Source organism: Streptomyces sp. NPDC107471 (assembly GCF_055582845.1).
On record NZ_JBVJPC010000018.1, the window covers coordinates 1 to 25174 of the forward strand.

A 25174-nucleotide genomic window follows, 5' to 3' on the forward strand; every position below is an offset into this window, starting at 1 on the left:
GATGAGCTTCAGCTCGTGCAGGCACTCGAAGTACGCGATCTCCGGCTGGTAACCGGCCTCGGTCAGCGTCTCGAAACCGGCCTTGACCAGCGCGGCCGTACCACCGCAGAGAACGGCCTGCTCACCGAACAGGTCGGTCTCGGTCTCCTCGGTGAAGGTCGTCTTGATGACGCCGGCGCGGGTGCCGCCGATGCCCTTGGCGTACGACAGCGCGAGCGCGAAGGCGTTGCCGGAGGCGTCCTGCTCGACGGCGGCGATGCACGGGACGCCGCGGCCCTCCTCGTACTGGCGGCGCACCAGGTGGCCCGGGCCCTTCGGGGCGACCATGCAGACGTCGACGCCCGCCGGGGGCTTGATGAAGTCGAAGCGGATGTTCAGGCCGTGGCCGAAGAACAGCGCGTCGCCGTCATTCAGGTTGTCCTTGATGGACTCCTCGTAGACCTGGGCCTGGATCGGGTCCGGGACCAGGATCATGATGACGTCGGCCTCGGCGGCGGCCTCGGACGGCGTCACCACGCGCAGGCCCTGCTCCTCGGCCTTCGCCTTGGACTTGGAGCCCTCGTGCAGACCGACACGCACGTCGACACCCGAGTCACGGAGCGACAGCGCGTGGGCGTGGCCCTGGCTGCCGTAACCGATGACCGCGACCTTGCGGCCCTGGATGATGGACAGGTCGGCGTCGGCGTCGTAGAACAGCTCGGCCACTTTGGGTTCTCTCCTTGGGTGCAGGTGTTGCGTCCCACCGTATGACGGCGGGATGGGATGAAGGTTCGGGGTCTCGGCATACGGGCGGCCGAAGCCGCCCGTAGCCGGTGTCAGGCGCTGCGGTCGAGGGCGCGCAGCGAGCGGTCGGTGATCGAGCGGGCGCCGCGGCCGATGGCGATGGTGCCGGACTGGACCAGCTCCTTGATGCCGAACGGCTCCAGCATCTTCAGCATCGCGGACAGCTTGTCGCTGGAGCCGGTGGCCTCGATGGTGACGGCCTCCGGCGAGACGTCGACGGTCTTGGCGCGGAACAACTGGACGATCTCGACGATCTGGGAGCGCGTCTCGTTGTCGGCACGCACCTTCACCAGAACGAGTTCGCGCTGAACCGCGGAACCCGGCTCCAGTTCGACGATCTTCAGGACGTTGACGAGCTTGTTGAGCTGCTTGGTCACCTGCTCCAGCGGCAGTTCGTCGACCACGCTGACCACGATGGTGATCCGGGAGATCTCGGGGTGCTCGGTGACTCCGACCGCGAGCGAGTCGATGTTGAAGCCGCGGCGCGAGAAGAGGGCGGCGATCCGGGCCAGGATGCCCGGGGTGTTCTCCACCAGGACGGAGAGCGTGTGCTTGGACATGGTCTGCTTCCTTTACGGCTCTCAGTCGTCTTCGTTGTCGCCGAAGTCGGGGCGGACGTCCCGGGCGGCCATGATCTCGTCGTTGGAGGTGCCGGCGGCGACCATCGGCCACACCATCGCGTCCTCGTGGACGATGAAGTCGACGACGACGGGACGGTCGTTGATGGAGTTCGCCTCCGCGATGACCTTGTCCAGGTCCTCCGGGCGCTCGCAGCGCAGGCCCACGCAGCCCATCGCCTCGGACAGCTTCACGAAGTCCGGCACGCGCGTGCCCTTCGCGTCCGGGTTGACGTCCTCCGGACCGCTGTGCAGCACGGTGTTGGAGTAGCGCTGGTTGTAGAAGAGGGTCTGCCACTGGCGGACCATCCCGAGGGCGCCGTTGTTGATGATGGCGACCTTGATCGGGATGTTGTTCAGGGCGCAGGTGGTCAGTTCCTGGTTGGTCATCTGGAAGCAGCCGTCGCCGTCGATCGCCCAGACGGTGCTGCCCGGCATGCCGGCCTTGGCGCCCATCGCGGCCGGGACCGCGTAGCCCATGGTTCCGGCGCCGCCGGAGTTCAGCCAGGTGGCGGGGTTCTCGTACTGGATGAAGTGCGCGGACCACATCTGGTGCTGGCCCACGCCCGCCGCGAAGATCGTGCCCTCGGGGGCGAGTTGGCCGATCCGCTCGATGACCTGCTGCGGGGAGAGCGAGCCGTCGGCGGGCAGGTCGTAGCCGAGCGGGTAGGTCTCGCGCCAGCGGGTGAGGTCCTTCCACCAGGCGCTGTAGTCGCCCTGGTGGCCCTCGCTGTGCTCTTTCTGGACGGCCTGGATCAGGTCGGCGATGACCTCGCGGGCGTCACCGACGATCGGCACGTCGGCGGCGCGGTTCTTGCCGATCTCGGCCGGGTCGATGTCGGCGTGGACGATCTTGGCGTGCGGGGCGAAGCTGTCCAGCTTGCCGGTGACGCGGTCGTCGAAACGGGTACCGAGGGCGACGATCAGGTCGGCCTTCTGCAGCGCGGTGACGGCGGTGACCGAACCGTGCATGCCCGGCATTCCCACGTGCAGCGGGTGGCTGTCGGGGAATGCGCCGAGCCCCATCAGGGTGGTGGTGACGGGAGCTCCGGTGAGTTCCGCGAGGACCTTCAGCTCGGCGGTGGCGCCGGACTTGATGACACCGCCGCCGACGTAGAGGACGGGCCGCTTGGCCTGGGTGATCAGCTTGGCGCCCTCGCGGATCTGCTTGGCGTGCGGCTTGGTCACCGGGCGGTAGCCGGGCAGGTCCATGACGGGCGGCCAGGAGAAGGTCGTCTTCGCCTGGAGCGCGTCCTTGGCGATGTCGACCAGGACCGGTCCCGGGCGGCCGGTGGAGGCGATGTGGAACGCCTGCGCGATGACCCGCGGGATGTCCTCGGCCTTGGTGACGAGGAAGTTGTGCTTGGTGATCGGCATGGTGATGCCGACGATGTCCGCCTCCTGGAAGGCGTCCGTGCCGATCGCCTTGGAGGCCACCTGGCCGGTGATCGCCACGAGCGGCACCGAGTCCATGTGGGCGTCCGCGATCGGGGTGACCAGGTTGGTGGCACCGGGACCCGAGGTCGCCATGCAGACACCGACCTTGCCGGTGGCCTGCGCGTAACCGGTGGCCGCGTGGCCCGCGCCCTGCTCGTGCCGGACCAGGACGTGGCGCACCCGGGTGGAGTCCATCAGCGGGTCGTACGCCGGAAGGATGGCACCGCCGGGAATGCCGAATACCGTCTCGGCGCCCACCTCCTCGAGAGAGCGGATGAGGGACTGCGCGCCCGTGACGTGCTCGGGGGCGGACTGCTGTCCTCCGGATCGGGGCCGCGGCTGCGGATGGGCCCCGGTGGCCTGCTCGGTCATCGTCATTCTCTTCTCGATGCTGAGGGTGTGAAGCTGAGGTGGGGAGACTGGGCAACAAAAAACCCCTCGTGCCAGAAGGCAAGCGAGGGGAGCGCGCCGGGTGGGGATCGCTGAGCGGTCTGTGGCTCAGCGTCAGCCGACGCGCTTTCCAAGTACGAGAATTCGGGTGCGCATGAGACTGACCCTCCCCCCGGCACGCACTCACTGTCAAGTGGGTGGGACGGGAGTCTCATTATGTGAGCGGAGGGTCGTCCCACCACCGAGTACGGCGGTCATGCCTCCGCCGTAGACGCCCGTACCGCCGCCCGCGAAGGCGGGTTCCGCGGGGCCGTGCGGCACCGGGTACTGCCCCGAGGCCAGCGCCCTGCGCAGCCGGTACTCGTCCAGCGGTCCTGCGAACGCCACGCCCTGTCCGTGCGTGCAGCCCATCGCGCGCAGGGCGACCACCTGTTCGGGCAGGTCCACCCCGTCGGCCACGGACTGGAGTCCGAGGTCCCCGGCGATTCTGAGCAGCCCACTGGTGATCTTGTGCAGGCGGGCGGACTCGACGACGCCCTCGACCAGGCTGCGGTCGAGCTTGAGCACGTCCACGGGGAGTCTGCGCAGCGCGGTGATCGCCGCGTAGCCGCTGCCGAAGCCGTCCAGGGCGATCCGGACACCGACCCGCCGCAGCGCGGTCAGCCGGCGCTCCAGCTCGTCCAGCGAGACCCGGGGGTCGGTGTCGGACAGCTCGATGACCAGGGAGCCGGACGGCAGTCCGTGCCGGGTCAGCAGCGCCTCGACGGACCCCAGGGGCAGCGAGCGGTCCAGCAGCCGCTGGGCGCCCATCCGGACCGCCACGGGCACGGTGAGTCCGTTCGCGGCCCGCTCGGCGGCCTGCTCCACGGCCTCCTCCAGGATCCAGCGGCCGAGCTCCTGCGTCCGGTCGCTGTCCTCGGCCACCCGCAGGAACTCGGCGGGCGTGAACAGCACCCCCTGGGAGGAGCGCCAGCGCGCCTGGGCGGAGACCGAGGTGATCCGGCCGTCCTCCAGGCAGACGACGGGCTGGTGCAGCAGGGCGAACTCGCCGTCGTGCAGCGCGGCACGCAGGCGCGTGGCCAGCTCCGCCTTCCGTACGACGTCCTGCTGCATCTGCGGCGCGTACAGCTCGACCCGGCCCTTGCCGCCCGCCTTGGCGCGGTACATCGCGAGGTCCGCGTTGCGCAGGATCTCGCCCGCTCCGAGGCCGGGCTCGGCGAAGGCGACGCCGATGGAGGCGGCGACCCGGACATCGTTGCCGTCGATGAGGTACGGCTGGGAGAGCGTGACCCTGAGGCGGTCGGCGAGCTCCAGGATGTTGCCCTCGCGCGCGGTGCGGTCGCGGGTGCCGTCCCCGACGATCAGCGCGGCGAACTCGTCCCCGCCGAGCCGGGAGGCGGTGTCCCCGTACCGGACCGCGTCCTGCAGTCTGCGGGCGGCCTGGACGAGCAGTTCGTCCCCGGCCTGGTGCCCGATCGTGTCGTTGACGGCCTTGAAGCCGTCCAGGTCGATGAAGAGGACGGCCGTGCCGCGGTCGGAGGACCGGCGGCCGGACAGCGCCTGCTGGACGCGCCGGGTGAACAGGGCGCGGTTGGGCAGGTCGGTCAGCGGGTCGTGCTCGGCGTTGTGCTGGAGCTGCGCCTGCAGGCGCACTCTCTCGGTCACGTCCCGGCTGTTGAAGATGAGGCCGCCGTGGTGGCGGTTGACGGTGGACTCGACGTTGAGCCAGCCGCCGTCACCGGACCGGAAACGGCACTCGATGCGGGTGGTGGGTTCCTCCAGGGGATTGGCGGCGAGGAAGCGGCGCACCTCGTGCACCACGCAGCCCAGGTCCTCCGGGTGGATCAGACCGGCCAGTTCCGTGCCCACGAGTTCCTCGGCGGGGCGTCCGTAGACACCGGCGGCGGCCGGGGAGACGTACCGGAGGATGCCGTTGGGCGCGGCGATCATGATGACGTCGCTGGAGCCCTGCACCAGGGAGCGGAAGTGGTTCTCCTTCTGCGCCAGTTCCTGGGTGAGGGTGATGTTGTCGAGCAGCATGATGCCCTGGCGCACCACGAGGGCGAGCACGACGGTGCCGCCGGTGAGCAGCACCACGCGGTCCACGCTGCGGCCGTTGAGGACGTTGTAGAGGATCCCCAACGTGCAGACCGCGGCGGCGAGGTAGGGCGTGAGGGCGGCCAGCGACCCGGTGATGGGCCGGGTGCCCGGATACCGGCCGTGGTCGCCGCCCGGCGCTCCCTGCGCGGACGGGTGGTGCTGGATCCCGAACCGCTGGCGGGGCAGGTGTTCGCGCACCACGCGCGTGTGCCCGGTCGGCCGCTGCCGGTCGCTCTCCGGGTGCCGGGGCGCGGCCCAGGGTGCGTAGGCGAGCAGCAGGGAGCCGGCGAACCAGCCGGCGTCCAGCAACTGGCCGGAGCGGTAGCTGTTGTGCAACAGCGGCGAGGTGAACAGGGCGTCGCACATCACGGTCAGGGCGAGCGCGCCGATCGCGGTGTTCACCGCGGTGCGGTTGACCGCCGAGCGCCGGAAGTGCAGCGCGAGGACCATGCTGACGAGGGCGATGTCCAGCATCGGGTACGCCAGGGACAGCGCGGTGTGCGCGACGCTCGGCCCCTCGGACTTCGCCGCCTGGGCGAGGGCCAGGCTCCAGGAGAGCGTGAGCAGCGAGCCGCCGATCAGCCAGGAGTCGAGGCCGAGACAGACCCAGCCCGCCTTGGTCACCGGCCGCTTGGCGAGGACCAGCAGACCCACGATGGCGGGCGGCGCGAAACACAGGAAGAACAGGTCGGCGTAGCTGGGGCTGGGCACGGGCCGGCCCAGGACGACCTCGTACCACCCCCAGATCAGGTTGCCGAGGGACGCCATCGTCGAGGACAGCGCGAAGAGCAGCCAGGCGGGTCGAAAGCGGACCCTGCGGTTACGGGCGTAGACGAAGCACGACACGGCGGCCGTGCCCGCCGCGGCGCTCAGCCCGAAGTCGCCCATGATCAGGGCCACTTCGCGCGAGCCCCAGTTGAGCGCGGAGCCGATGGCGTATCCCGCGCAGACCAGGGCGAGGAGGAGCTGGTGGGCCAGGCTCGACCCGCGGCGGGAGACCGGCGGCCGGGAGGGCAGCGCCCCCCGGGCGGGCCGGGCCCGCAGCGCTCCGTCGAGGGTGGTCGTGGGAGACGGGGGCGAGCTCACCGGGCCCTCCCGGTCCGCGCCGCTCCGGGGTCCCGGGGGTCCGGGTGCGCCGGGTGCGCATGCCTCCTGCGGCCGCTGTGCCTGCGGTGATGGCTGTGGTGACCGCCGTGACCGGCGTGGTGGCCGCGTCTGCGCGCGGCCGTGTGCCAGGGTCGGAGCCGGCGGCCCCGCCGCGTCGGATCGTTGGTCCATAGGCCGTGCATCGCCCGTCGCCCCCCTCACAGTCTGCAATGTCCATCCCCGGCGCCGAACGGTGCGCGGCGCAGCCCCTGTCGGGACGATACACCAGTCTCGTCACTCAGGGACATAGTTCCTCTACGCTCCGTGACGACCAGCGGCGATGCGGGCACGGACCGCGTCCGAAAGGTTGCGGAGGGTACCGGAAACGGATTACACGCCCGTTGCGCGCCCGCGCCCGCCGGTGCGCTTGTCACGCGTCACGCGCCGTCGGACCCCGTCGTAAGGATCACGTTGCGCAGGGGCTCCTGGTTCACATAACGGTTCAACTGGTCCACCAACAGGCGTTTGGCGCGCGGCAGGAACGCCGACGTGGGTCCTCCGACATGGGGACTGACCAGTACGCCCGGCGCCTGCCACAAGGGGTGGCCCTGGGGCAGCGGCTCGGGATCGGTGACGTCGAGGGCGGCGGTGATGCGGCCGCTCTCCAGCTCGGCGAGCAGCGCCTTGGTGTCGACGACCGGGCCGCGGGCGACGTTCACGAGGAGCGCGCCGTCCTTCATACGGGCAAGGAACTCGGCGTCGGCCAGGTGACGCGTGGTCTCGTCGAGGGGCGTGGACAGGATGACGACGTCCGCCTCGGGGAGCAGGGCGGGCAGTTCGGCGAGCGGGTGCACGGGGCCGCGCTCCGTGGTGCGCGCGGAGCGCGCGACGCGCGCCACCCGCGCGACCTCGAACGGTACGAGCCGGTCCTCGATGGCGGAGCCGATCGAGCCGTAGCCGACGATGAGGACGCTCTTGTCGGCGAGCGCGGGATGGAACCCCCCGCGCCACTCCCCCTTGTCCTGGGCGCGCACGAAGTCGGGGATGCCGCGCAGCGAGGCGAGGACCAGAGCGAGGGTGAGCTCGGCGGTGCTCGCCTCGTGCACACCGCGCGCGTTGCACAGCCGCACACCGGGACGCAGGTGCTTCAGACCCGGGGTCACGTTGTCGACGCCCGCCGACAGCGTCTGCACGACCTCGACGGAACTGAGGTGGGGCATCGGCCGCAGGACCACGTCCAGGGGCTTCATGTAGGGGACGACGTAGTAGGCGCAGTCGGCCGGGTCGGCAGGGAAGTCCTCCTGGCCGTTCCAGAAACGGTAGTCGGGGCCCTCGGGGAGCCCCTCGATGTCGTCGGGCGGGATCGGAAGCCACACGTCAGCACTCATGCTCCGGAGGCTATGTCAGGCGCCCGGGAGCCCAGAGGTTAGGTTGGGGGCCGGAAGAGGGAGGGTCACGAGCAGGTGGAGCGCAGGACGATCGGCGCGGCGGCGCTCGCGGTGGGAGCCGTCGGACTCGGGTGCATGCCGATGAGCTGGGCCTACAGCGGGTCGCGGCAGCGGGGGGACGAGTCGGTCAGGGCCGTGCACCGGGCGCTCGATCTGGGCTCGACGCTGCTGGACACCGCCGACATGTACGGCCCGTTCACCAACGAGCTGTTGCTGGGGCGGGTGTTGAAGGAGCGGCGCCAGGACGCGTTCGTGTCGACCAAGGTCGGCCTGCTGGTGGGCGAGCAGCACATCGTGGCCAACGGCCGCCCCGGCTATGTGAGAAGAGCCTGCGACGCCTCCCTGCGGCGGCTCCAGACCGATGTGATCGACCTCTACCAACTGCACCGCGAGGACCCCGAGGTCCCGGTGGAGGAGACCTGGGGTGCGATGGCGGAGCTCGTACAGGCCGGAAAAGTACGGGCGTTGGGGCTCTGCGCGATGGGGGCGCGGGGCGGGCGCCGCTCCGGAACACGGCTGTACGACGCGACGGTCCGGCAGTTGCGGCGGGTCCAGCAGGTCTTCCCGGTGAGCGCGGTGGAGGCCGAGCTGTCGGTGTGGTCGCCGGAGGCTCTGGAGACCCTGGTGCCGTGGTGCGCGGAGCGCGGCATCGGCTTCCTCGCGGCGATGCCCCTCGGCAACGGCTTCCTGACCGGCACCCTGACTCCGGGCCAGGGCTTCGAACGGGACGACGTCCGCGCCCGCCACCCCCGCTTCACCGCCGAGATGATGGCCGCGAACCAGCCGATCGTCTCCGGCCTGCGCCGCACAGCGGCCCGGCACGGCGAGGGGGTGACCCCGGCCCAGGTGGCGCTGGCGTGGGTGCTGGCGCAGGGCCGCCACGTGGTCCCGGTGCCGGGCACCAAGCGGGAGCGCTGGGCGACGGAGAACGCGGGGGCGGCCGCGCTCCGCCTGACCGCCCAGGACCTCACGGAGGTGGCGGCACTCCCGCCGGCGCAGGGTTCGTGGGACTAGCGGGTCCGTCGACCGGGCGGGGCGTGCGGACCGGCGGCGCCGGGGGTGTGCGCATCGAGGTCCGGAGATCGGGAACCTGGGAGGCGCGAGCGGTGTATGACAGGTAGAACCCGCCGCTTCGAAGGGACCATGATCGTGCATCGTCGAGCTGTGACGGCCGTACTGGCCGCGACCACGCTCCTGCTGACGGCCGGCTGCTCCTCCGACGGCGGAGGGGGCGGCAGTGACGCGACGGGCGGCGACAGCGCCTCGTCGAGCAGTACGGCCTCGGGGTCCTCCCCCACCCGGCAGGCCGCGGAGGCGACCCCGCCGGCGAAGGGCTCGGTGAAGGTGGTGCGCACGGTCGCCGAGGGCCTCAAGACCCCGTGGGGCCTCGCCCCGCTCCCGGACGGCGACCTGCTCGTCTCCTCACGGGACGAGGGCACCATCACCCGGATCGACGGACAGTCGGGCCGGAAGACGGAGCTGGGGCAGGTCTCGGGGGTCTCCGCGGCCGGCGAGGGCGGTCTCCTGGGCATCGCCCTGTCCCCGGACTACGCCTCGGACCACATGGTCTACGCCTACTTCACCTCCGACTCGGACAACCGCGTCGTCAGGATGGTCTACGACGAGCAGAAGGCGTCCGGCGAGCAGTTGGGCGCCCCCGACACCGTCTTCAAGGGCATCCCGAAGGGCTTCATCCACAACGGCGGCCGGATCGCGTTCGGCCCGGACGGCATGCTGTACGCGGGCACCGGTGAGAGCGGCAACACCGGCCTGTCCCAGGACCGCGAGTCCCTGGGCGGCAAGATCCTGCGCCTGACCCCGGAGGGCGACCCGGCCCCGGGCAACCCCTTCCCCGACTCCCCCGTGTACTCGTACGGCCACCGCAATGTGCAGGGCCTCGCCTGGGACTCCAAGCAGCGGCTGTTCGCCTCGGAGTTCGGCCAGGACACCTGGGACGAGCTGAACGCGATCAAGCCCGGCGACAACTACGGCTGGCCCACGGCCGAGGGCAAGTCCGACGACAAGCAGTTCCACAACCCGACAGCCCAGTGGCACACCGACGACGCCTCCCCCAGCGGTGTCGCCTACGCCGAGGGCTCGGTCTGGATGGCCGGTCTCAAGGGTCAGCGCCTGTGGCGCGTCCCGTTGCGGGGCACGGCGGCATCGGCCGACCCGCAGGCGTTCCTGAAGGGTGAGTACGGCCGGCTGCGCACGGTGGTCTCCGCGGGCGGGGACAAGCTGTGGCTCGTCACCAGCAACACCGACGGGCGCGGCAGCCCCAAGGCGGGGGACGACAAGATCCTGGAGATACAGGTCAACTAGCCGGATCCGCGTCCCGATCAAGGCCCGAGGTCTCGTCCTCGTCCGGCTCGGGTTTGCGGACGACGACCTTCCCGGACGTGAGGTCTATCGGCCCGCGTCCGGGGTCGCCGTCGCCGACGTCCTCGCGGGTGAGCTCCAGCCGGTTCTGCTCGTCCCGGGTGTGCTTGCGGCCGGGCGCGAACAGTTCCTCGAACATGTTGAACATTCAGCCTCCCCGGCCGGTCTCCTCCACCGTACGCCTCACTCGGAGATCGGCGCGTGGAGGGCCTCCGCCGGGAACAGCCCGAGGCGGTGCGCCACCGCCGCCGCTTCGCCCCGCCCGGAGACGCCGAGCTTGGCGAGGATGTTGGACACATGGACGCTGGCCGTCTTCGGGGAGATGAAGAGCTCCTCCGCGATCTGGCGGTTGGTGCGGCCGAGGGCGACCAGGCCCAGGACGTCGCGTTCGCGCCCGGTGAGGCCGAGGGAGTGGAGCGGGTCGGCCCGGTCGGGCACCGGGGCCGCGGTCAGGGTGAGGCGGGCGCGCCGGGCGAGCAGCAGGACCGCGTCGGCGAGGGGCCGGGCGCCGAGGTGGTCGGCGGCGGCGTGAGCGAGGCGGAGCAGGTCGGTGGCCCGGTCGCGTGCGGGCTGCTCGGCGCCAGGGGTGGACAGAAGGGCCTGGGCGAGCCGGTGGCGGACGCGGGCGAGGTCGTAGGGGCGTTCCAGGGGCTCGACGACGCTGAGTGCCTCGTACCAGTGGTCCGGGGTGTCGGCGCACTCGGCGCGCAGGAGTTCGGCGCGGAGCCAGCGGTCGTGGGCCAGCCAGACGGGCGCGTGGGTGGCGAGGGGCCTGGCGGCCTCCCGGATGCGGTGGAGGATCTTGGTGCGGCCCTGGTCGGCGACGGGCAGGCCGAGGCTGTCGGTCTCCATGGTGGCGGCGGTGATCAGCAGGGGCCAGGCGTAGCGCTGGGTGCCGGGCGGGAAGCCGGAGTCCAGGACGCGTTCGAGTTCGGCACGGGCGTCCAGGAGGCGGCCTTCGCCGGCGGCGACTCCGATGGTGATGTCGGCGAGGGGGAGTTCATGTTGGGGGGCCTGGTCGTGGGAGCCCAAGTAGCCGCGTGCCGCGACGAGTTGACGTGCGGCCTCGGTCAGTTCGCCGCGGGCGAGCGAGAGCGCTGCCCGGTTCACGGCGTGGAAGCCGCGGGGTTTGGCGCTCTGGCCGACCCGCTCGGCCTGGGAGGCGGCTTCCGCGGCCCGGTCCCACTGGCCCAGCGAGTAGAGGGACTCGGCGAGGTTCCCCCAGATCCAGGCCTCCTTGTCGGAGAGGCCGTGCCGTCGTGCGTGGGTCAGCCCCTCCTCCAGCAGGGCCACGGCCTCCCGGGAGCGGCCGATGCTCTCGAGGGAGGAGGGCAGGTTGACGTAGGCGCGGCTGGCGACGCTGGGGATGCCGTCGTCGAGGGTCCGCCGCAGGACGTCGTACATCTCGTCGAGGCCGGTCCCGACGCTGCCGGACTCCACCACCAGACCGGCGAGGGTGAGCCGCGCGTTCATCTCGATCTCGCGGGCGCCGACCATGCGGGCGTACTCCACCGCACGTTCGGCGGCCGAGAAGGCCTCCGGGCCGGGGACGTGCACATGGGACCAGTTGGCGACGGTGGACAGCACCTCGGCGTGCACCTCGGACGGTGGCAGGCCGCGGACCAGGTCCTCGGCGGCGGCCAGTTCGGCCCAGCCGTCGCCGCGGGCCAGCCCCTGGACGAGGTGGGAGCGCTGGACCCAGAACCAGGCGGCGCGCAGCGGGTCGCCGTCGTCCTCCAGGAGGTTCAGGGCCCGCTTGGTGATCTTCAGGGCGCGTTCGCGTTCGCCGCCCAGCCGGCCGGCGACGGCGGCCTCGGCCATCAGGTCGAGGTAGCGCAGCGGGGCGGTGGCGGGGTCGCAGCCGCTGGGGGTCCCCCCACGTCGTTGAGACAGTGGGGGAGGGTAGACCTCGGTGTAGTCGACGGGGCGCAGGGCGGCCCGGACGTCCTCGGGGGCGGTGTCCCACAGCTCCATCGCCCGTTCCAGGAGCCGCAGTTGTTCGGAGTAGGCGTGCCGGCGGCGGGCGGTGACGGAGGCGTCCAGGACGGCGGGCAGCGCCTTGGCGGCGTCGTGGGCGTGGTACCAGTAGCTGGCCAGGCGCATGACCCGCTCGTCGGCGGGGACGAGCGTCGGGTCGGCCTCCAGGGCTTCGGCGTAGCGGCGGTTGAGGCGGGAGCGTTCGCCGGGCAGCAGGTCGTCGGCGACGGCCTCGCGGACCAGGGAGTGCCGGAAGCGGTAGCCGTCGCCGTCCGGTGCCGGGATGAGGATGTTGGCGTTGACGGCGACCCGCAGCGCCTCGATGAGGTCGTCCTCGGCCAGCCGGGTCACGGCGGCGAGCAGCCGGTACTCCACGGTGGAACCGCCCTCGGCGGCGACCCGGGCGACCCGCTGGGTGCTCTCGGGCAGCCCCTCGACGCGGACCAGGAGCAGGTCGCGGAGCGAGTCGGTGAGTCCGGGGCCGCAGCCCTCGGTGGCGCAGACGGCGAGTTCCTCGACGAAGAAGGCGTTGCCGTCGGAGCGTTCGAAGATCTCGTCGACCTGGGCGGGGTTGGGTTCGGTGGCGAGGATGCCGGCTATCTGGCGGCTCACCTCGTCCCGGTTGAAGCGGCCGAGTTCGATGCGGCGGACCGTGCGCAGCCGGTCGAGTTCGGCGAGCAGGGGGCGCAGCGGGTGGCGGCGGTGGATGTCGTCGGCGCGGTAGGTGGCGAGGACGACCAGGCGGCCGGTGCGCAGGGTGCGGAAGAGGTAGGACAGGAGGTGGCGGGTGGAGGCGTCGGCCCAGTGGAGGTCCTCCAGCGCGACGACGACGGTGCGCTCGGCGGCGACGCGTTCCAGGAGGCGGGCGGTGAGTTCGAAGAGACGGGCCATGCTCTCCTCGTCGTGGCGGCCGGTGCCGCGCACGGGGTTCGTCTCGCCGACCTCGGGCAGCAGCCGGGCCAGTTCCTCCTCCTGGCCCGCGGCCGCGGCGGCCAGTTCCTCGGGCAGGGCGCGGCGCAGGGCGCGCAGGGCGGTGGAGAAGGGCGCGAAGGGCAGTCCGTCGGCGCCGATCTCCACGCAGCCGCCGAGGGCGACGACCGCGCCCTGCCGGCAGGCGGCGGTGGCGAACTCCTCGACGAGCCGGGTCTTGCCGATGCCGGCCTCCCCGCCGAGCAGCAACGCCTGCGGCTCGCCCGCGGCGGCGCGGGCGAGCGCTTCGTTCAGGCTGTCGAGCTCTTCGGTGCGGCCGACGAACACGGGACTGACGGACCTGGTCTCCACGGGCCCGAGCATCGCACGCGGGTCCGACGCCATGTCACCCGTTTTCCGGGCGGGGCCGGTTGTCCGGGCGGCCCCGCCCGACGGGAGGACGGCCGCGGCGGTGGCCGCGGGGACGGGCAGAGCCGTGCGGCCGTCCTCCCTCCCCCCGGCGCTCACGCCGTGCGGAGGAACCGGTGCCGCCGGGAGCGGCCGGTATGCGAGTCGGCCTCCGCGGTGCGTTCGGCGGCTTCGCGGCGGGCGGCGCGGCGACCGCGCAGGGTCTCGCGGACGAGCCGCTCGTGCTCGGCCTGGCGGAGGAGTTCGGCGGAGCGGTACTGGGAGATCTCGTATGCGGAGTACATGGTGTGGTCCTTCTCGGAGTCGGTTTCCGGCTTCGCTTTCTGCGATGCCTCCACCTTCGTCTCCGAGGGGGGTCCGCCACATCGGGAGAGTTCCGCATCTTCGGGGGCCGCGGGGGCCTTAGACGCGCAGAAGGGGCCTCAGAAGCTCCGTAAGGTACCTACGGATGTTCTGAGACCCCTTGTGACCTGCGGTTGTTCAGCCCGCGGAGGGCAGGTCCAGCAGGACGCCGGTGTACTTGAGCACGGCCAGGAGCAGGCCGATGACCCCGAGCGCGACACCGCCCCACGCGACGGACTTGATCCACCCGGCCTGCGGCCTGCCGGGGGCGCCGAAGGCGGGCCGGGCCAGCACGGCGACACCGACGAGCAGGGCGAACAGCGCGAAGAGGCCGCTCCACAGCGCGTTGGCCTTCCAGGCGTCGCCGTAGCCCTCGTCGAGGAGCTTCGCCACGTCGGAGGAGGTCGCGGTCTGCGCGTGCAACTGCCCGATGAGCGACTGCCGTGCGGACGCGATGGTGCCGATCCAGCTCCCGGTCAGCGAGACCAGGCCGAGCGCGGCGGAGACGACGGCGCCCGCGCCCTGGCCGACGCCGGTCGGGCCCTCCTTCTGGACGGCCTCGACGGGCTCGTCGGCGCTCTCGTCATCGATCTCGTCGGCCGCGACGGCCTCCGCGTCCGTCACCTCGTCGGTCTTGGCGACGCTCACCTTCTGCTCGTCGGTCGTGGCCTCGGCGCCCGTCTCGGCGCCGGTTTCGTCAGCAGTCTTCGTTCCCATGTCGGGCACCGTACGGATCCTGTCTGAGAGGGTTCTTAATGATCGTTCCGGGCTGCACGCGCGCGTGTCTCACGCCACTCGGGGGCGAGAATCGACCACACCTCGAGGTCGTGCCGTACGCCACGATAGGGGTGGGCCTCGCGGCGGACCCCGTCGCGGGTCATTCCCAGGCGCCGGGCGACGTTGATGCTGGCCGTGTTCCCGGCGGCGGCGACCCATTCGATCCGGTGGATGCCGCGTTCCTCGACCACCCAGTCGATCAGCACCCGCATGGCCCGGGTGATCAGTCCGCGGCCGGTCGCGGCGGGCTCCAGCCAGCAGCCGACCTCGCAGTTGCCCTGCTCGGCGTCGAAGTTCAGGGTGAGCACCCCGCCGACGAGCTTTCCGTCCAGCCAGATGCCGTGGTAACCGCCGGTGTCGTCGGCGCGCATCCGCGCGTACCGCTGGAGCGTCTCGCGCGCCGAGGCCACGTCGACGGCCTGGGAGCCGAAGGGGATGAACTGCCCGATGAACTCGCGGCCCCGCTCCAGGTGGGCGAGGAACTCCTCCGCGTGCCACGGTTCCAGGGGCCGCAGTTCCGCCCCGTCCTCACCCAGCGATATCGCGTACATCCCCGTCCCGCTCCTTCTCCAGTTGCTCCACGACCGCGTCCAGCCTTTCATGCGCGGCACGGCACTCGGGCGGTTCGATGCTGATGCGGGGCATCCGGCGGTCCAGCCAGCCCGGCAGCCACCAGTTGGCCCCGCCGAGCAGGTGCATGAGGGCGGGCACCAGCAGGGTGCGCAGGACGAAGGCGTCGAGGGCCACGGCGGCGGCGAGCGCGATGCCGAACATGGCGATCACGCGGTCGCCGCTGAGGACGAAGGCGAGGAAGACGGAGATCATGATGACCGCGGCGGAGTTGATCACCCGGCTGGTCTCGGCGAGGCCGACGCGGACGGCCCGCCGGTTGTCTCCGGTCTCCAGCCACTCCTCGTACATGCGGCTGACCAGGAAGACCTGGTAGTCCATGGAGAGCCCGAAGAGGACCGAGACCATGATCACGGGCAGGAAGGGTTCGATGGGCCCGGCGCGGCCCAGCCCCAGCAGTTCGCTCCCCCAGCCCCACTGGAAGATCGCCACGACCACTCCGAAGGCGGCGGCCACGGCGGCGACGTTCATCGCGGCGGCCTTCAGCGGGATGCCGACGGAGCGGAAGGCGAGCAGGAGCAGCAGACAGCCCAGAGCGATGACGACGCCGACGAACAGGGGCAGCTTGCCCACGATGACGTCGGCGAAGTCGTCGTACGAGGCGGTCATCCCGCCGACGTGGATGTCGAGGGAGGTGCCGGTCTCGGCGCGCGGCAGCACCTCGGTGCGCAGCCGGTCCACCAGGTCGCTGGTCTGCCGGGACTGCGGGGCGGAGTCGGGGACGACCGTGAAGTAGGCGAGGTCGCCGCCTGTGTCGTAGGTGACCGGGGTGGTGGAGGCGATGCCCTCGGTGGTGCGCAGGGTGGTGTCGAGGTTGTCGAGGCGGAGCTTGTCCTCGGCGCCGTCGACGCGGGTCACCAGGGTGAGCGGGCCGTTGACACCGGGCCCGAAGCCCTCGGCGAGGAGGTCGTAGGCCTGCCGGGTGGTGGCGGACCGGGGGTCGTTGCCCTGGTCGGAGGTGCCGAGCCGCAGGCCGAGCGTGGGCAGGGCGAGGACGGTGATGACCAGCAGGGCGATCGCGCCGAGCAGCTTGGGGTGGCGTTCCACGAACGCGGACCAGCGGTGGGCGAACCCGGTCGGCAGTTCCGGCTCGGGCCCGTGCTCGGCGAGCCGGCGCCGCTCGCGCCGGCTCAGGGCGCGCATGCCGATGAGGGAGAGCAGGGCGGGCAGCAGGGTCACGGACGCGGCGACGGTGAGGACGACGGTCAGGGAGGCGGCGATCGCGACGCCGTTGAGGAAGCCGAGGCGCAGGATCAGCATGCCCAGCAGGGCGATGCAAACCGTGGCACCTGCGAAGACGACCGCGCGCCCGGTGGTGGTGACGGCGTTCACGACGGACTCGCCGACGCCCAGCCCGCGTTTGAGACCGCGCCGGTGTCTGGTGACGATGAAGAGCGCGTAGTCGATGCCGACGCCGAGTCCGATCAGCATGCCGAGCATGGGCGCGAAGTCGGCGACGGTCATGGTGTGCCCGAGCAGCACGATGCCCGCCCAGGCGGTGCCCACGCCGACCAGGGCGGTGGCGATGGGCAGCAGCGAGGCGGCGAGCGAGCCGAAGGCCAGGAACAGCACGACGGCGGCCACGAGGACCCCGACGACCTCGGCGACGTGCCCGCCGGAGGATTCCGTGAGGGCGACGGCGCTGCCGCCCAGCTCCACCTGGAGCCCGTCGGCCTCGGCGTCCTTGGCTGCCTTCACGACGGCCTTCGCCTCGGAGGCGTCGATGTCCTCGGCGGAGTCAGCGAAGGTGACGGTGGCGTACGCGGTGTGCCCGTCGGCGCTGACCCGGCCGGAGCCCGTGTCGTCGTAGGGGCTGACCACGGCGGTCACGCCGGGCAGGTCGGCGATCCTGCCCAGGGCGGTGGTCATCGTCTGCTCGACGTCGGCGTCCCGGACGGAGCCCGAGGTGACGTGCCAGACGACGGTGTCGCTGTCGCCGCCGAGGTCCGGGAAGCCGTGTTCGAGGAGCTGGGTGGCGCGGCCCGACTCGGTGCCGGGGACCTCGTAGTCGTTGGAGTACGCGGAGCCGGTGGCGGCGGCGGCCGCGCTCACGCCGCCGAGGGCGAGGAGCCACAGGAGGACGACGACGAGACGTCGTCGGACACACCAGCGTGCGAGGGCTGCCACGAACGTGCTCCCAGGGTGGTGAATTGTGGATCTTTGACCGGGAACAGTCGTTCATGAGGTGAACGGCCCGCAAAGAACGCATGAGCAATGCGTGGACCACTCTTGCAGGCAAATGTGATCGTTTACCTCGATCGTGCGCTTATTCACAGGAGTGGGAGACAGATCACAGGACAGTAACGTTCACTCTGTCACGTCAGTCGAACTGGTCGCCCAGCGCCATCACCATGACGCCTACGATCAGCAGCCACAGGGCTCTGCGGGTGCGTCCCCGGGAGCCCAGGACCGCCGCGAGCGCGCACACCGCGGCGCCGAAGGCGTAGGCCGCCGGCACCAGCGCGGGGGCGCTGCCGGCCGCGCGGAGCGCCGCCGCGGCCAGCCCGGCGAGGGCCAGCAGGGCACCGGTGCCGGAGGCCGTCCAGCGGGCCCGCCGGGCGTCCAGCGCCTGGTCGTCGTACTCCTCCTGTATGTCGGACGGCTCGGAATTCGCAGGACCGTTCATGGCGGGCGAGCGTAGCGTGTTCCGCTGAGAGAACCGGGCCCCTCCGGCCCCCGACCGAAGCAGGTGCGTTGTTTGAGCGTCCGACCGAGCTCCGCCGTATCCCTTTCCGTCTCTCAGGACTCAAGGAGCCCGTTCACCGATGCCAGACGACATCACCCAGAGGACCTCGCAGACCTCGAATGAGGACCTCACCCGACGGCTGACCCAGGCCCGCTACCCCCGCAGCAACAGCTACGACGTCCGCTGGGTCATCGAGAACCAGATGGGCCCGAACGCGCTGTGGCTGCTCGAGTGGCTCGCGCCCGCCCTCGGCCTGGACACCCTGCGCCCCTGCGCCCGCGTGCTCGACCTGGGCTGCGGCCGCGCGATGACCTCGGTCTTCCTGGCCAGGGAGTACGACGTCCAGGTCACCGCGGCCGACCTGTGGATCAAGCCGGACGAGAACGCGCGACGCATCGCCGAGGCCGGCTTCGCCGACCGGGTGCTGCCCGTGCACGCCGAGGCGCACGACCTGCCGTTCGCCGAGGGCAGCTTCGACGCGATCGTGAGCATCGACGCGTACCAGTACTTCGGCACGGCCGACCTCTATCTGCCCACGCTGACCCGGCTGCTGAAGCCGGGCGGGCGGATCGGGGTCGTGGTGCCGGCGCTGCGGGAGGAGCCGGACGGCATCGAGCCGCCGGAGCATCTCCGGCAGTGGTGGGAGCCCGATTTCTGGTGCTTCCACACCGCCGACTGGTGGCGGCGGCACTGGACCCGCAGCGGAGCCGTCGAGGTGGAGACGGCCGAGTGGCAGCCGGACGGCTGGCGGGACTGGCTGCTGTGGTGCGAGGTGATCGCCGAGGAGAGCCCCGAGGAGTTCCATCGCACGATGGCCCGCGAGGTCGGCGAGATGGTCCGCGCCGACGAGGGCCGCGCGCTGGGCTTCGTACGGCTGGTGGGACGCCGTAAGTAGCGGTACGGCCCCGGAGGACATGTCCTCCGGGGCCGTACCGCGTGCTCCGGCTCAGCCTTCGCTGACGCCCAGCTTCTCCAGGATCAGCTCCTTGACGCGGGCCGCGTCGGCCTGACCGCGGGTCGCCTTCATGACCGCGCCGACCAGGGCACCGGCCGCGGCGACCTTGCCCGAGCGGATCTTGTCGGCGATGCCGGGGTTGCCGGCGATGGCCTCGTCGACGGCGGTGCCCAGGGCGCCCTCGTCGGAGACGACCTTCAGACCGCGCTTGTCGACGACCTCGTCCGGGGTGCCTTCGCCCGCGAGGACGCCTTCGATGACCTGACGGGCCAGCTTGTCGTTCAGATCGCCCTTGGAGACCAGCTCGGTGACCCGGGCCACCTGCTCCGGGGTGATGGCCAGTTCGTCGAGCGCCTTGCCGGACTCGTTGGCGCTGCGGGCGAGTTCGCCCATCCACCACTTGCGGGCGGAGGCCGCGTCGGCACCGGCGTCGATCGTGGCGACGATCAGGTCCAGGGCACCGGCGTTGAGGATCGCCTGCATGTCGAGGGCCGTGATGCCCCACTCCGCGACGAGCCGGTTGCGGCGCACCAGCGGCAGTTCGGGCAGGGCCGCCCGGATCTCCTCGACCCACTCGCGTGAGGGGGCCACCGGAACGAGGTCCGGTTCGGGGAAGTACCGGTAGTCCTCGGCCTCCTCCTTCACGCGACCCGAGGTCGTGGACCCCGTGTCCTCGTGGAAGTGCCGGGTCTCCTGGACGATCGTCCCGCCCGAGGACAGCACGGCCGCGTGCCGCTGGATCTCGAAGCGGGCCGCGCGCTCCACGGAACGCAGCGAGTTGACGTTCTTCGTCTCGGAACGGGTGCCGAACTTCTCGGTGCCGTTCGGGCGCAGCGACAGGTTCACGTCGCAGCGCATCTGGCCCATCTCCATCCGGGCCTCGGAGACGCCGAGCGCCTTGATGAGCTCGCGCAGCTCACGGACGTACGCCTTGGCGACCTCCGGAGCCCGCTCGCCCGCGCCCTCGATCGGCTTGGTGACGATCTCGATCAGCGGGATGCCGGCGCGGTTGTAGTCGAGCAGGGAGTGCGAGGCGCCGTGGATGCGGCCCGTCGCGCCGCCCACATGGGTCGACTTGCCGGTGTCCTCCTCCATGTGGGCGCGCTCGATCTCCACGCGGAAGGTCTCGCCGTCCTCCAACTGCACGTCGAGGTAGCCGTTGAAGGCGATCGGCTCGTCGTACTGGGAGGTCTGGAAGTTCTTCGGCATGTCCGGATAGAAGTAGTTCTTCCGGGCGAAGCGGCACCACTCGGCGATCTCGCAGTTCAGCGCGAGACCGATCTTGATGGCCGACTCCACGCCGATCGCGTTGACGACCGGGAGCGCGCCGGGCAGGCCGAGGCAGGTGGGGCAGGTCTGCGTGTTGGCGTCCTGACCGAGCTCGGTCGAACAGCCGCAGAACATCTTGGTCTTGGTGCCGAGTTCGACATGGACCTCGAGGCCCATGACGGGGTCGTACGACGCGAGAGCGTCCTCGTACGACACCAGGTCGGTCGTGGTGGTCACGGTGTTACTTCCCTCTCAGCCCAGCAGGACGTCGTCGTCGCCCAGCCGCTTCAGCTCGCGGTACAGGACGGCGAGGCCGGTGACGACGGCGACGGCGGCCACGGTGGCGTCGATCAGAACCAACGTGTCGCTCTCGGCGCGCGCCTTCTTGAGCCGCTTGGCGACACCGATGGCGCCGAACGCCGTGGTGGCGATGGACAGATACGTGCCGGACTTGGACTTCTTGAAGTCCTTGGCCTTGGTCAGCTTGCTCACAGCGACGGTGCCTCCTCCAGAAGCGGGTGGCCCCACCTTTCCACGAAGGCGGCCTCGACGGCGGCGCCGACCTTGTAGAGGCGGTCGTCCTTCAGGGCCGGGGCGATGATCTGCAGACCGACCGGGAGGTTGTCCTCCGGGGCGAGACCGCACGGCAGCGACATGGCCGCGTTGCCCGCCAGGTTGGTCGGGATGGTGCACAGGTCCGCGAGGTACATCGCCATCGGGTCGTCGGCGCGCTCGCCGATCGCGAAGGCGGTGGTCGGGGTCGTCGGCGAGACGATCACGTCGACCTGCTCGAAGGCCTTCTCGAAGTCGCGCGTGATGAGCGTGCGGACCTTCTGCGCGGAGCCGTAGTAGGCGTCGTAGTACCCGCTCGACAGGGCGTACGTGCCGAGCATGATCCGGCGCTTGACCTCGGGGCCGAAGCCCGCCTCACGGGTGAGGGAGGTGACCTCCTCGGCCGAGTGGCTGCCGTCGTCGCCGGTCCTGCGGCCGTAGCGCAGGCCGTCGAAGCGGGCGAGGTTGGAGGAGCACTCGGAGGGCGCGATCAGGTAGTACGCGGACAGCGCCAGGTCGAAGGACGGGCAGTCCAGCTCGACGATCTCGGCGCCCAGCTCCCTGAGGAGGGCGACCGACTCGTCGAAGCGCTGGATGACGCCGGCCTGGTAGCCCTCGCCGCGGAACTGCTTGACGACACCGACGCGCATGCCGGCGACGCTGCCGTTGCGGGCGGCCTCGACGACCGGCGGGACGGGGACGTCGATGGAGGTGGAGTCCATCGGGTCGTGCCCGGCGATGACCTCGTGCAGCAGCGCCGCGTCCAGGACCGTGCGGGCGCAGGGGCCGCCCTGGTCGAGGGAGGAGGAGAAGGCCACCATGCCGTAGCGGGAGACCGCGCCGTACGTCGGCTTCACGCCGACCGTGCCGGTGACGGCGGCCGGCTGGCGGATGGAGCCGCCGGTGTCGGTGCCGATGGCGAGGGGGGCCATGTGCGCGGCCAGCGCGGCCGAGGAGCCGCCGCCGGAACCGCCGGGGATCCGGGTGAGGTCCCAGGGGTTGCCGGTCGGGCCGTAGGCGCTGTTCTCGGTGGAGGACCCCATGGCGAACTCGTCCATGTTGGTCTTGCCGAGGATGACGACGCCGGCGGCCTTCAGCCGCTTGGTGAGGGTCGCGTCGTACGGCGGGATCCAGCCCTCGAGGATCTTCGAACCGACGGTCGTCGGGATGCCCTCGGTGGTGAAGATGTCCTTCAGCGCGAGGGGCACACCGGCCAGCGGGCCGAGCTTCTCGCCCCGCTCGCGCTTCTCGTCGACGGCACGGGCCTGCGCCAGCGCGCCCTCGCGGTCGACGTGCAGGAAGGCGTGCACCTTCTCGTCGACGGCCTCGATACGGGCCAGGTGGGCCTCGGTGACCTGCACGGCCGTGAGCTCGCCGGAAGCGATCTTCTCGGCGGTCTCGGCGGCGGTGAGCTTGATGATGTCCGTCATGGCGGTTAGTCCTCCCCCAGGATCTGCGGCACCTTGAAACGCTGCTGCTCCTGGGCCGGGGCGCCGGAGAGCGCCTGCTCGGGGGTGAGCGACGGACGGACCTCGTCCGCCCGCATGACGTTCGTCAGCGGGAGCGGGTGCGAGGTCGGCGGTACGTCTTGGTCGGCGACCTCACTGACGCGTGCGACCGCGCCGATGATGTCGTCGAGCTGTCCCGCGAAGTGCTCGAGCTCTTCGGGCTTCAGCTCCAGACGCGCCAGCCGTGCGAGGTGGGCGACCTCCTCGCGCGTGATGCCAGGCATGCAGCGATCCTCTGGGGTGAGTGCGTGTGGTGTGAGGCCCAATCCTATGGCGCGCTCGCCTCTGGCTGTTAAACGGATCCCGGAGGGGTGCCGCAGAAGGGCTCTGGGCGGCCGCGGGTGCGTGGTGGCTTGTCGCGCCCCGCGGCGGAGCCGCATGTCGATACAGCCCCGCACCCCTACGGGGCGCTCACTCCGCCGCCGGGAGCGCTGCCCTCGGCCGCTGCCAGCCCCGCGACCCCCGCGCCAACAGCCACGCCGTCGTCTCGTCCGGCGGCATCGCCGCCGCGACCAGCCAGCCCTGTACGGCGTCGCAGCCCATGTCGCGCAGCCGCTCCCAGGTCTCGTCGTCCTCGACGCCCTCCGCCACGACCAGGAGGCCCAGGGAGTGGGCGAGGTCGACCGTGCAGCGGACGATCTCGGCGTCCTCGGTGTCGACGGCGAGCTTGGCCACGAAGGAGCGGTCGATCTTCAGCTCGCTGACCGGGAGGCGGCGCAGGTGGACCAGGGAGGAGTAGCCGGTGCCGAAGTCGTCCAGGGACATCTTCACGCCGTGCCCGGTCAGTGCGGCGAGGGTGTCCGCGGCCCGGGAGGGGTCCTCCAGCAGCACGTGCTCGGTGATCTCCAGTTGGAGCGCTCCCGCGGGGACGCCGTGCCGGGCGAGGCGCGCGGCGACCGAGCCGGCGAAGCCCGGGGTGTGGACGTCACGCGGGGAGACGTTGACCGCCACCGGGACGTACAGGCCCTGCGCACGCCACTCGGCGACCTGGGCGAGGGCTGTGTCGAGGACGTACTCGGTGAGGTGCGGCATCAGGCCCGACGACTCGGCGATCGCGATGAACTCGTCCGGCGGCACCTTCCCGCGCTCCGGGTGGACCCAGCGCACGAGGGCCTCCAGTCCGGCGACCTGTCCGTCGAAGCGGACCTTGGGCTGGTAGTGGAGCTGCACCTCGTGCGCGTCCAGCGCCCGGCGCAGATCGCCGAGCAGCCCGAGCCTGTCGGGGGTGTTGGAGTCCCGCTTGGACTCGTAGACCTCGACGCCCGTGCGGTCCCGCTTGGCCTGGTACATCGCCACGTCCGCCCGCCGCAGCAGGCCCTCGGCGTCCACGGCGTGGTCGGGGAAGACGGCGACCCCGGCGCTGGCCTCCAGGACGAGGGTCAGTCCGTCCAGGTCGAGCGGGGAGCTCAGGGCCGCGACCAGGTTGCGGGCGACCCGGGTCGCGGAGGTCGTGGAGTCGGCGACCGGCAGCAGGACGGCGAACTCGTCACCGCCGAGCCGGGCCGCCTCCGCGCCGCGCGGCAGCGCGATCCGCAGCCGGTCGGCGATCTGCAGGAGGAGCCGGTCACCGGCGAGGTGGCCCAGGGTGTCGTTGACCGAGCGGAAGCGGTCGAGGTCGATGAGCATCAGGGCGGACCGGGCGCCGATGCGCTCGGCGTCGTCCAGGGCGGACCAGATGCGCTCCAGCAGCCACTGGCGGTTGGGCAGTCCGGTCAGCGGGTCACGGAGCTGCTCCTCGGCGCGGGCCCGGGCCATCCACAGGGTGGAGTCGAGGGCGATGAGGGGAATCGCGAACAGCGGCAGCAGCACCGGCTTGGCGGTGGCGACCACGCACACCAGCGGGGCGATGCCGAGCAGCGCGACCGCGACCAGGCCCTGTCTGACCAGGGCGGTGCGGGCCACGGTGGGCAGACCGGCGTGGCGGGCGGAGTGCAGGTACCAGCCCAGGGCCCGGGTGACCGCGAGATAGGCGACCGCGACCAGGACCACCTCGGGGCCGGTGTAGAAGGTCCAGGTGTCGGGGTTCCAGGGGGTCTCGACGGACGGCGACTGGCCGAACGCGGCGAGGACCAGGGCGCCGGCGGCTATGCCGAGGATGTCCACCGCGCCGTGCAGGATGCCCTGCCGCCAGCGGTGCCGCCTGGCTATGCCGACCAGCAGGACGACGGTGAGGCTGACCATGCCGGCGGGCACCCAGCCGTACAGCACCAGGACGGCGAGGGTCAGGGCGGCGCCCGAGCCGGTGCCGCCCCACCAGCGGGCCCGGCCGAGGGCGACCAGGTGCCCGACGATGACGCCGGTCAGCACGGCCAGCGACCAGCCGACGGTGCCGGACGGGAAGAGCGCGTGGCCGCCGGTGAAGGCGCGGTAGAAGCCCGCGCCCAGGACGAATCCGGCCGAGGCGACGATCGCCGTGGGCAGCGCGGGCCAGGACAGGTGACGGTCGGGTTCGGCTTCCGGCGGACCGGGGGCGCGCTCGACGGTGAGCTGGGCGGCGCCGGGGCCGCCGGTCGCGGTGTACTGTCCGGCGGCGCGCCCTTCCGTGCCCGGATGCTCCGAAGGCCGCCCGGACCACCGGCTCGTCCGCCACGCGCCGGTGAATCGGCGCAGCCGTGAGTCCGTGGCGGCGCTCTCGGTCGGTTCCATTCCCGTCCCTCTCACAGCCGGCGGTGCCCACGCCACGCGGCTCGTTCGCCCGACAAGAACCCTCGACGGCGCCGCGTTGGGAAACCCTTCCCCTTGCTCGGCAGGAGCACGGGGATGCCCCGGCCGCGGCTGGGCACGGCAGGCGCACATCTCAACAGTAGGCCGCAGAAGGCTTCCACGGGCAACGGTCGCCGACGGTTGCCCGAATGCGCCCCGGCCACCCGTATGCATCTGGTATGCGCCGATCGGGTGGC

The 25174-nt window shown here is 71.5% G+C and carries 20 protein-coding genes; 3 read left to right on the forward strand and 17 right to left on the reverse strand.

All coding sequences use genetic code 11. The features are described 5' to 3' along the window. From ilvC to ACZ66S_RS38550, 5 genes are all read right to left on the reverse strand, one after another. A partial coding sequence (ilvC, locus tag ACZ66S_RS38530; RefSeq protein WP_469906243.1) for a ketol-acid reductoisomerase occupies positions 1–705 on the reverse strand: 705 nt, incomplete at its 3' end. A gap of 110 nt (positions 706–815) precedes the next feature. After that, positions 816–1343, reverse strand: coding sequence for an acetolactate synthase small subunit (ilvN, locus tag ACZ66S_RS38535; RefSeq protein WP_037712203.1), 528 nt, complete (start codon positions 1341–1343; stop codon positions 816–818). A 21-nt stretch (positions 1344–1364) separates the two neighbouring features. Further along, positions 1365–3209 (reverse strand): acetolactate synthase large subunit, encoded by a 1845-nt coding sequence (locus tag ACZ66S_RS38540; protein ID WP_469906244.1) that lies wholly within the window; start codon positions 3207–3209, stop codon positions 1365–1367. A gap of 207 nt (positions 3210–3416) precedes the next feature. Continuing rightward, positions 3417–6413, reverse strand: coding sequence for a putative bifunctional diguanylate cyclase/phosphodiesterase (locus ACZ66S_RS38545; RefSeq protein ID WP_469906245.1), 2997 nt, complete (start codon positions 6411–6413; stop codon positions 3417–3419). Positions 6414–6850: 437 nt separating this feature from the next. Beyond that, the gene (locus ACZ66S_RS38550; RefSeq protein WP_469906246.1) at positions 6851–7801 is read right to left on the reverse strand and encodes a 2-hydroxyacid dehydrogenase; all 951 of its coding nucleotides are present in this window, start codon (positions 7799–7801) and stop codon (positions 6851–6853) included. Positions 7802–7876: 75 nt separating this feature from the next. Here ACZ66S_RS38550 and ACZ66S_RS38555 point away from each other — a divergent pair, with 75 nt between their 5' ends. Beyond that, complete coding sequence (locus ACZ66S_RS38555) at positions 7877–8875, forward strand: aldo/keto reductase (RefSeq protein ID WP_469906247.1); 999 nt, start codon at positions 7877–7879, stop codon at positions 8873–8875. A gap of 129 nt (positions 8876–9004) precedes the next feature. Continuing rightward, a complete protein-coding gene (locus tag ACZ66S_RS38560; RefSeq protein ID WP_469906248.1) occupies positions 9005–10183 on the forward strand; it encodes a PQQ-dependent sugar dehydrogenase in 1179 nt (392 codons plus the stop codon). Here the strand turns inward: ACZ66S_RS38560 and ACZ66S_RS38565 are convergent. The 7 genes from ACZ66S_RS38565 to ACZ66S_RS38595 all read right to left on the reverse strand — a co-directional run bounded on the left by ACZ66S_RS38565 (position 10176) and on the right by ACZ66S_RS38595 (position 17930). Then, positions 10176–10388: a DUF6191 domain-containing protein gene (locus ACZ66S_RS38565; protein ID WP_469906249.1), complete on the reverse strand. Its 213-nt coding sequence runs from the start codon at positions 10386–10388 to the stop codon at positions 10176–10178. The two genes, ACZ66S_RS38560 and ACZ66S_RS38565, sit on opposite strands and share 8 nt — an antisense overlap. 35 nt (positions 10389–10423) lie before the next feature. Further along, on the reverse strand, positions 10424–13510 hold the full coding sequence (locus ACZ66S_RS38570) for a helix-turn-helix transcriptional regulator (RefSeq protein ID WP_469906322.1): 3087 nt from the start codon (positions 13508–13510) through the stop codon (positions 10424–10426). Between the two features lie 140 nt (positions 13511–13650). Beyond that, positions 13651–13839: a hypothetical protein gene (locus ACZ66S_RS38575; RefSeq protein WP_469906250.1), complete on the reverse strand. Its 189-nt coding sequence runs from the start codon at positions 13837–13839 to the stop codon at positions 13651–13653. A 196-nt stretch (positions 13840–14035) separates the two neighbouring features. Next, a complete protein-coding gene (locus tag ACZ66S_RS38580; RefSeq protein ID WP_469906251.1) occupies positions 14036–14614 on the reverse strand; it encodes a hypothetical protein in 579 nt (192 codons plus the stop codon). A gap of 35 nt (positions 14615–14649) precedes the next feature. Continuing rightward, on the reverse strand, positions 14650–15225 hold the full coding sequence (locus tag ACZ66S_RS38585) for a GNAT family N-acetyltransferase (protein WP_469906252.1): 576 nt from the start codon (positions 15223–15225) through the stop codon (positions 14650–14652). Continuing rightward, positions 15203–17431, reverse strand: a complete 2229-nt coding sequence (locus tag ACZ66S_RS38590; RefSeq protein ID WP_469906253.1) for an MMPL family transporter — start codon at positions 17429–17431, stop codon at positions 15203–15205. Before ACZ66S_RS38590 ends, ACZ66S_RS38585 begins: the two co-directional genes overlap by 23 nt. A 193-nt stretch (positions 17432–17624) precedes the next feature. Further along, entirely contained in the window at positions 17625–17930 is a 306-nt protein-coding gene (locus tag ACZ66S_RS38595; RefSeq protein ID WP_469906254.1) for a hypothetical protein, read from the reverse strand. A 139-nt stretch (positions 17931–18069) separates the two neighbouring features. On the opposite strand from ACZ66S_RS38595, the gene ACZ66S_RS38600 reads away from it, so the two are divergent. Further along, entirely contained in the window at positions 18070–18885 is an 816-nt protein-coding gene (locus ACZ66S_RS38600; RefSeq protein ID WP_469906255.1) for a methyltransferase domain-containing protein, read from the forward strand. 51 nt (positions 18886–18936) lie between these two features. Here the strand turns inward: ACZ66S_RS38600 and gatB are convergent, their stop codons facing one another. From gatB to ACZ66S_RS38625, 5 genes are all read right to left on the reverse strand, one after another. Beyond that, positions 18937–20451: an Asp-tRNA(Asn)/Glu-tRNA(Gln) amidotransferase subunit GatB gene (gatB, locus tag ACZ66S_RS38605; protein ID WP_469906256.1), complete on the reverse strand. Its 1515-nt coding sequence runs from the start codon at positions 20449–20451 to the stop codon at positions 18937–18939. Between the two features lie 15 nt (positions 20452–20466). Further along, positions 20467–20706, reverse strand: coding sequence for a hypothetical protein (locus ACZ66S_RS38610; protein ID WP_031051298.1), 240 nt, complete (start codon positions 20704–20706; stop codon positions 20467–20469). Further along, the gene (gene gatA / locus ACZ66S_RS38615; RefSeq protein WP_469906257.1) at positions 20703–22196 is read right to left on the reverse strand and encodes an Asp-tRNA(Asn)/Glu-tRNA(Gln) amidotransferase subunit GatA; all 1494 of its coding nucleotides are present in this window, start codon (positions 22194–22196) and stop codon (positions 20703–20705) included. Before gatA ends, ACZ66S_RS38610 begins: the two co-directional genes overlap by 4 nt. A 5-nt stretch (positions 22197–22201) precedes the next feature. Then, positions 22202–22498 carry an Asp-tRNA(Asn)/Glu-tRNA(Gln) amidotransferase subunit GatC gene (gatC, locus tag ACZ66S_RS38620; RefSeq protein ID WP_007384860.1) on the reverse strand — a complete coding sequence of 99 codons (297 nt, stop codon included), beginning with the start codon at positions 22496–22498 and terminating at the stop codon, positions 22202–22204. A 187-nt stretch (positions 22499–22685) separates the two neighbouring features. Next, positions 22686–24920 carry a putative bifunctional diguanylate cyclase/phosphodiesterase gene (locus ACZ66S_RS38625; RefSeq protein ID WP_469906258.1) on the reverse strand — a complete coding sequence of 745 codons (2235 nt, stop codon included), beginning with the start codon at positions 24918–24920 and terminating at the stop codon, positions 22686–22688. Positions 24921–25174 lie beyond the last annotated feature (254 nt).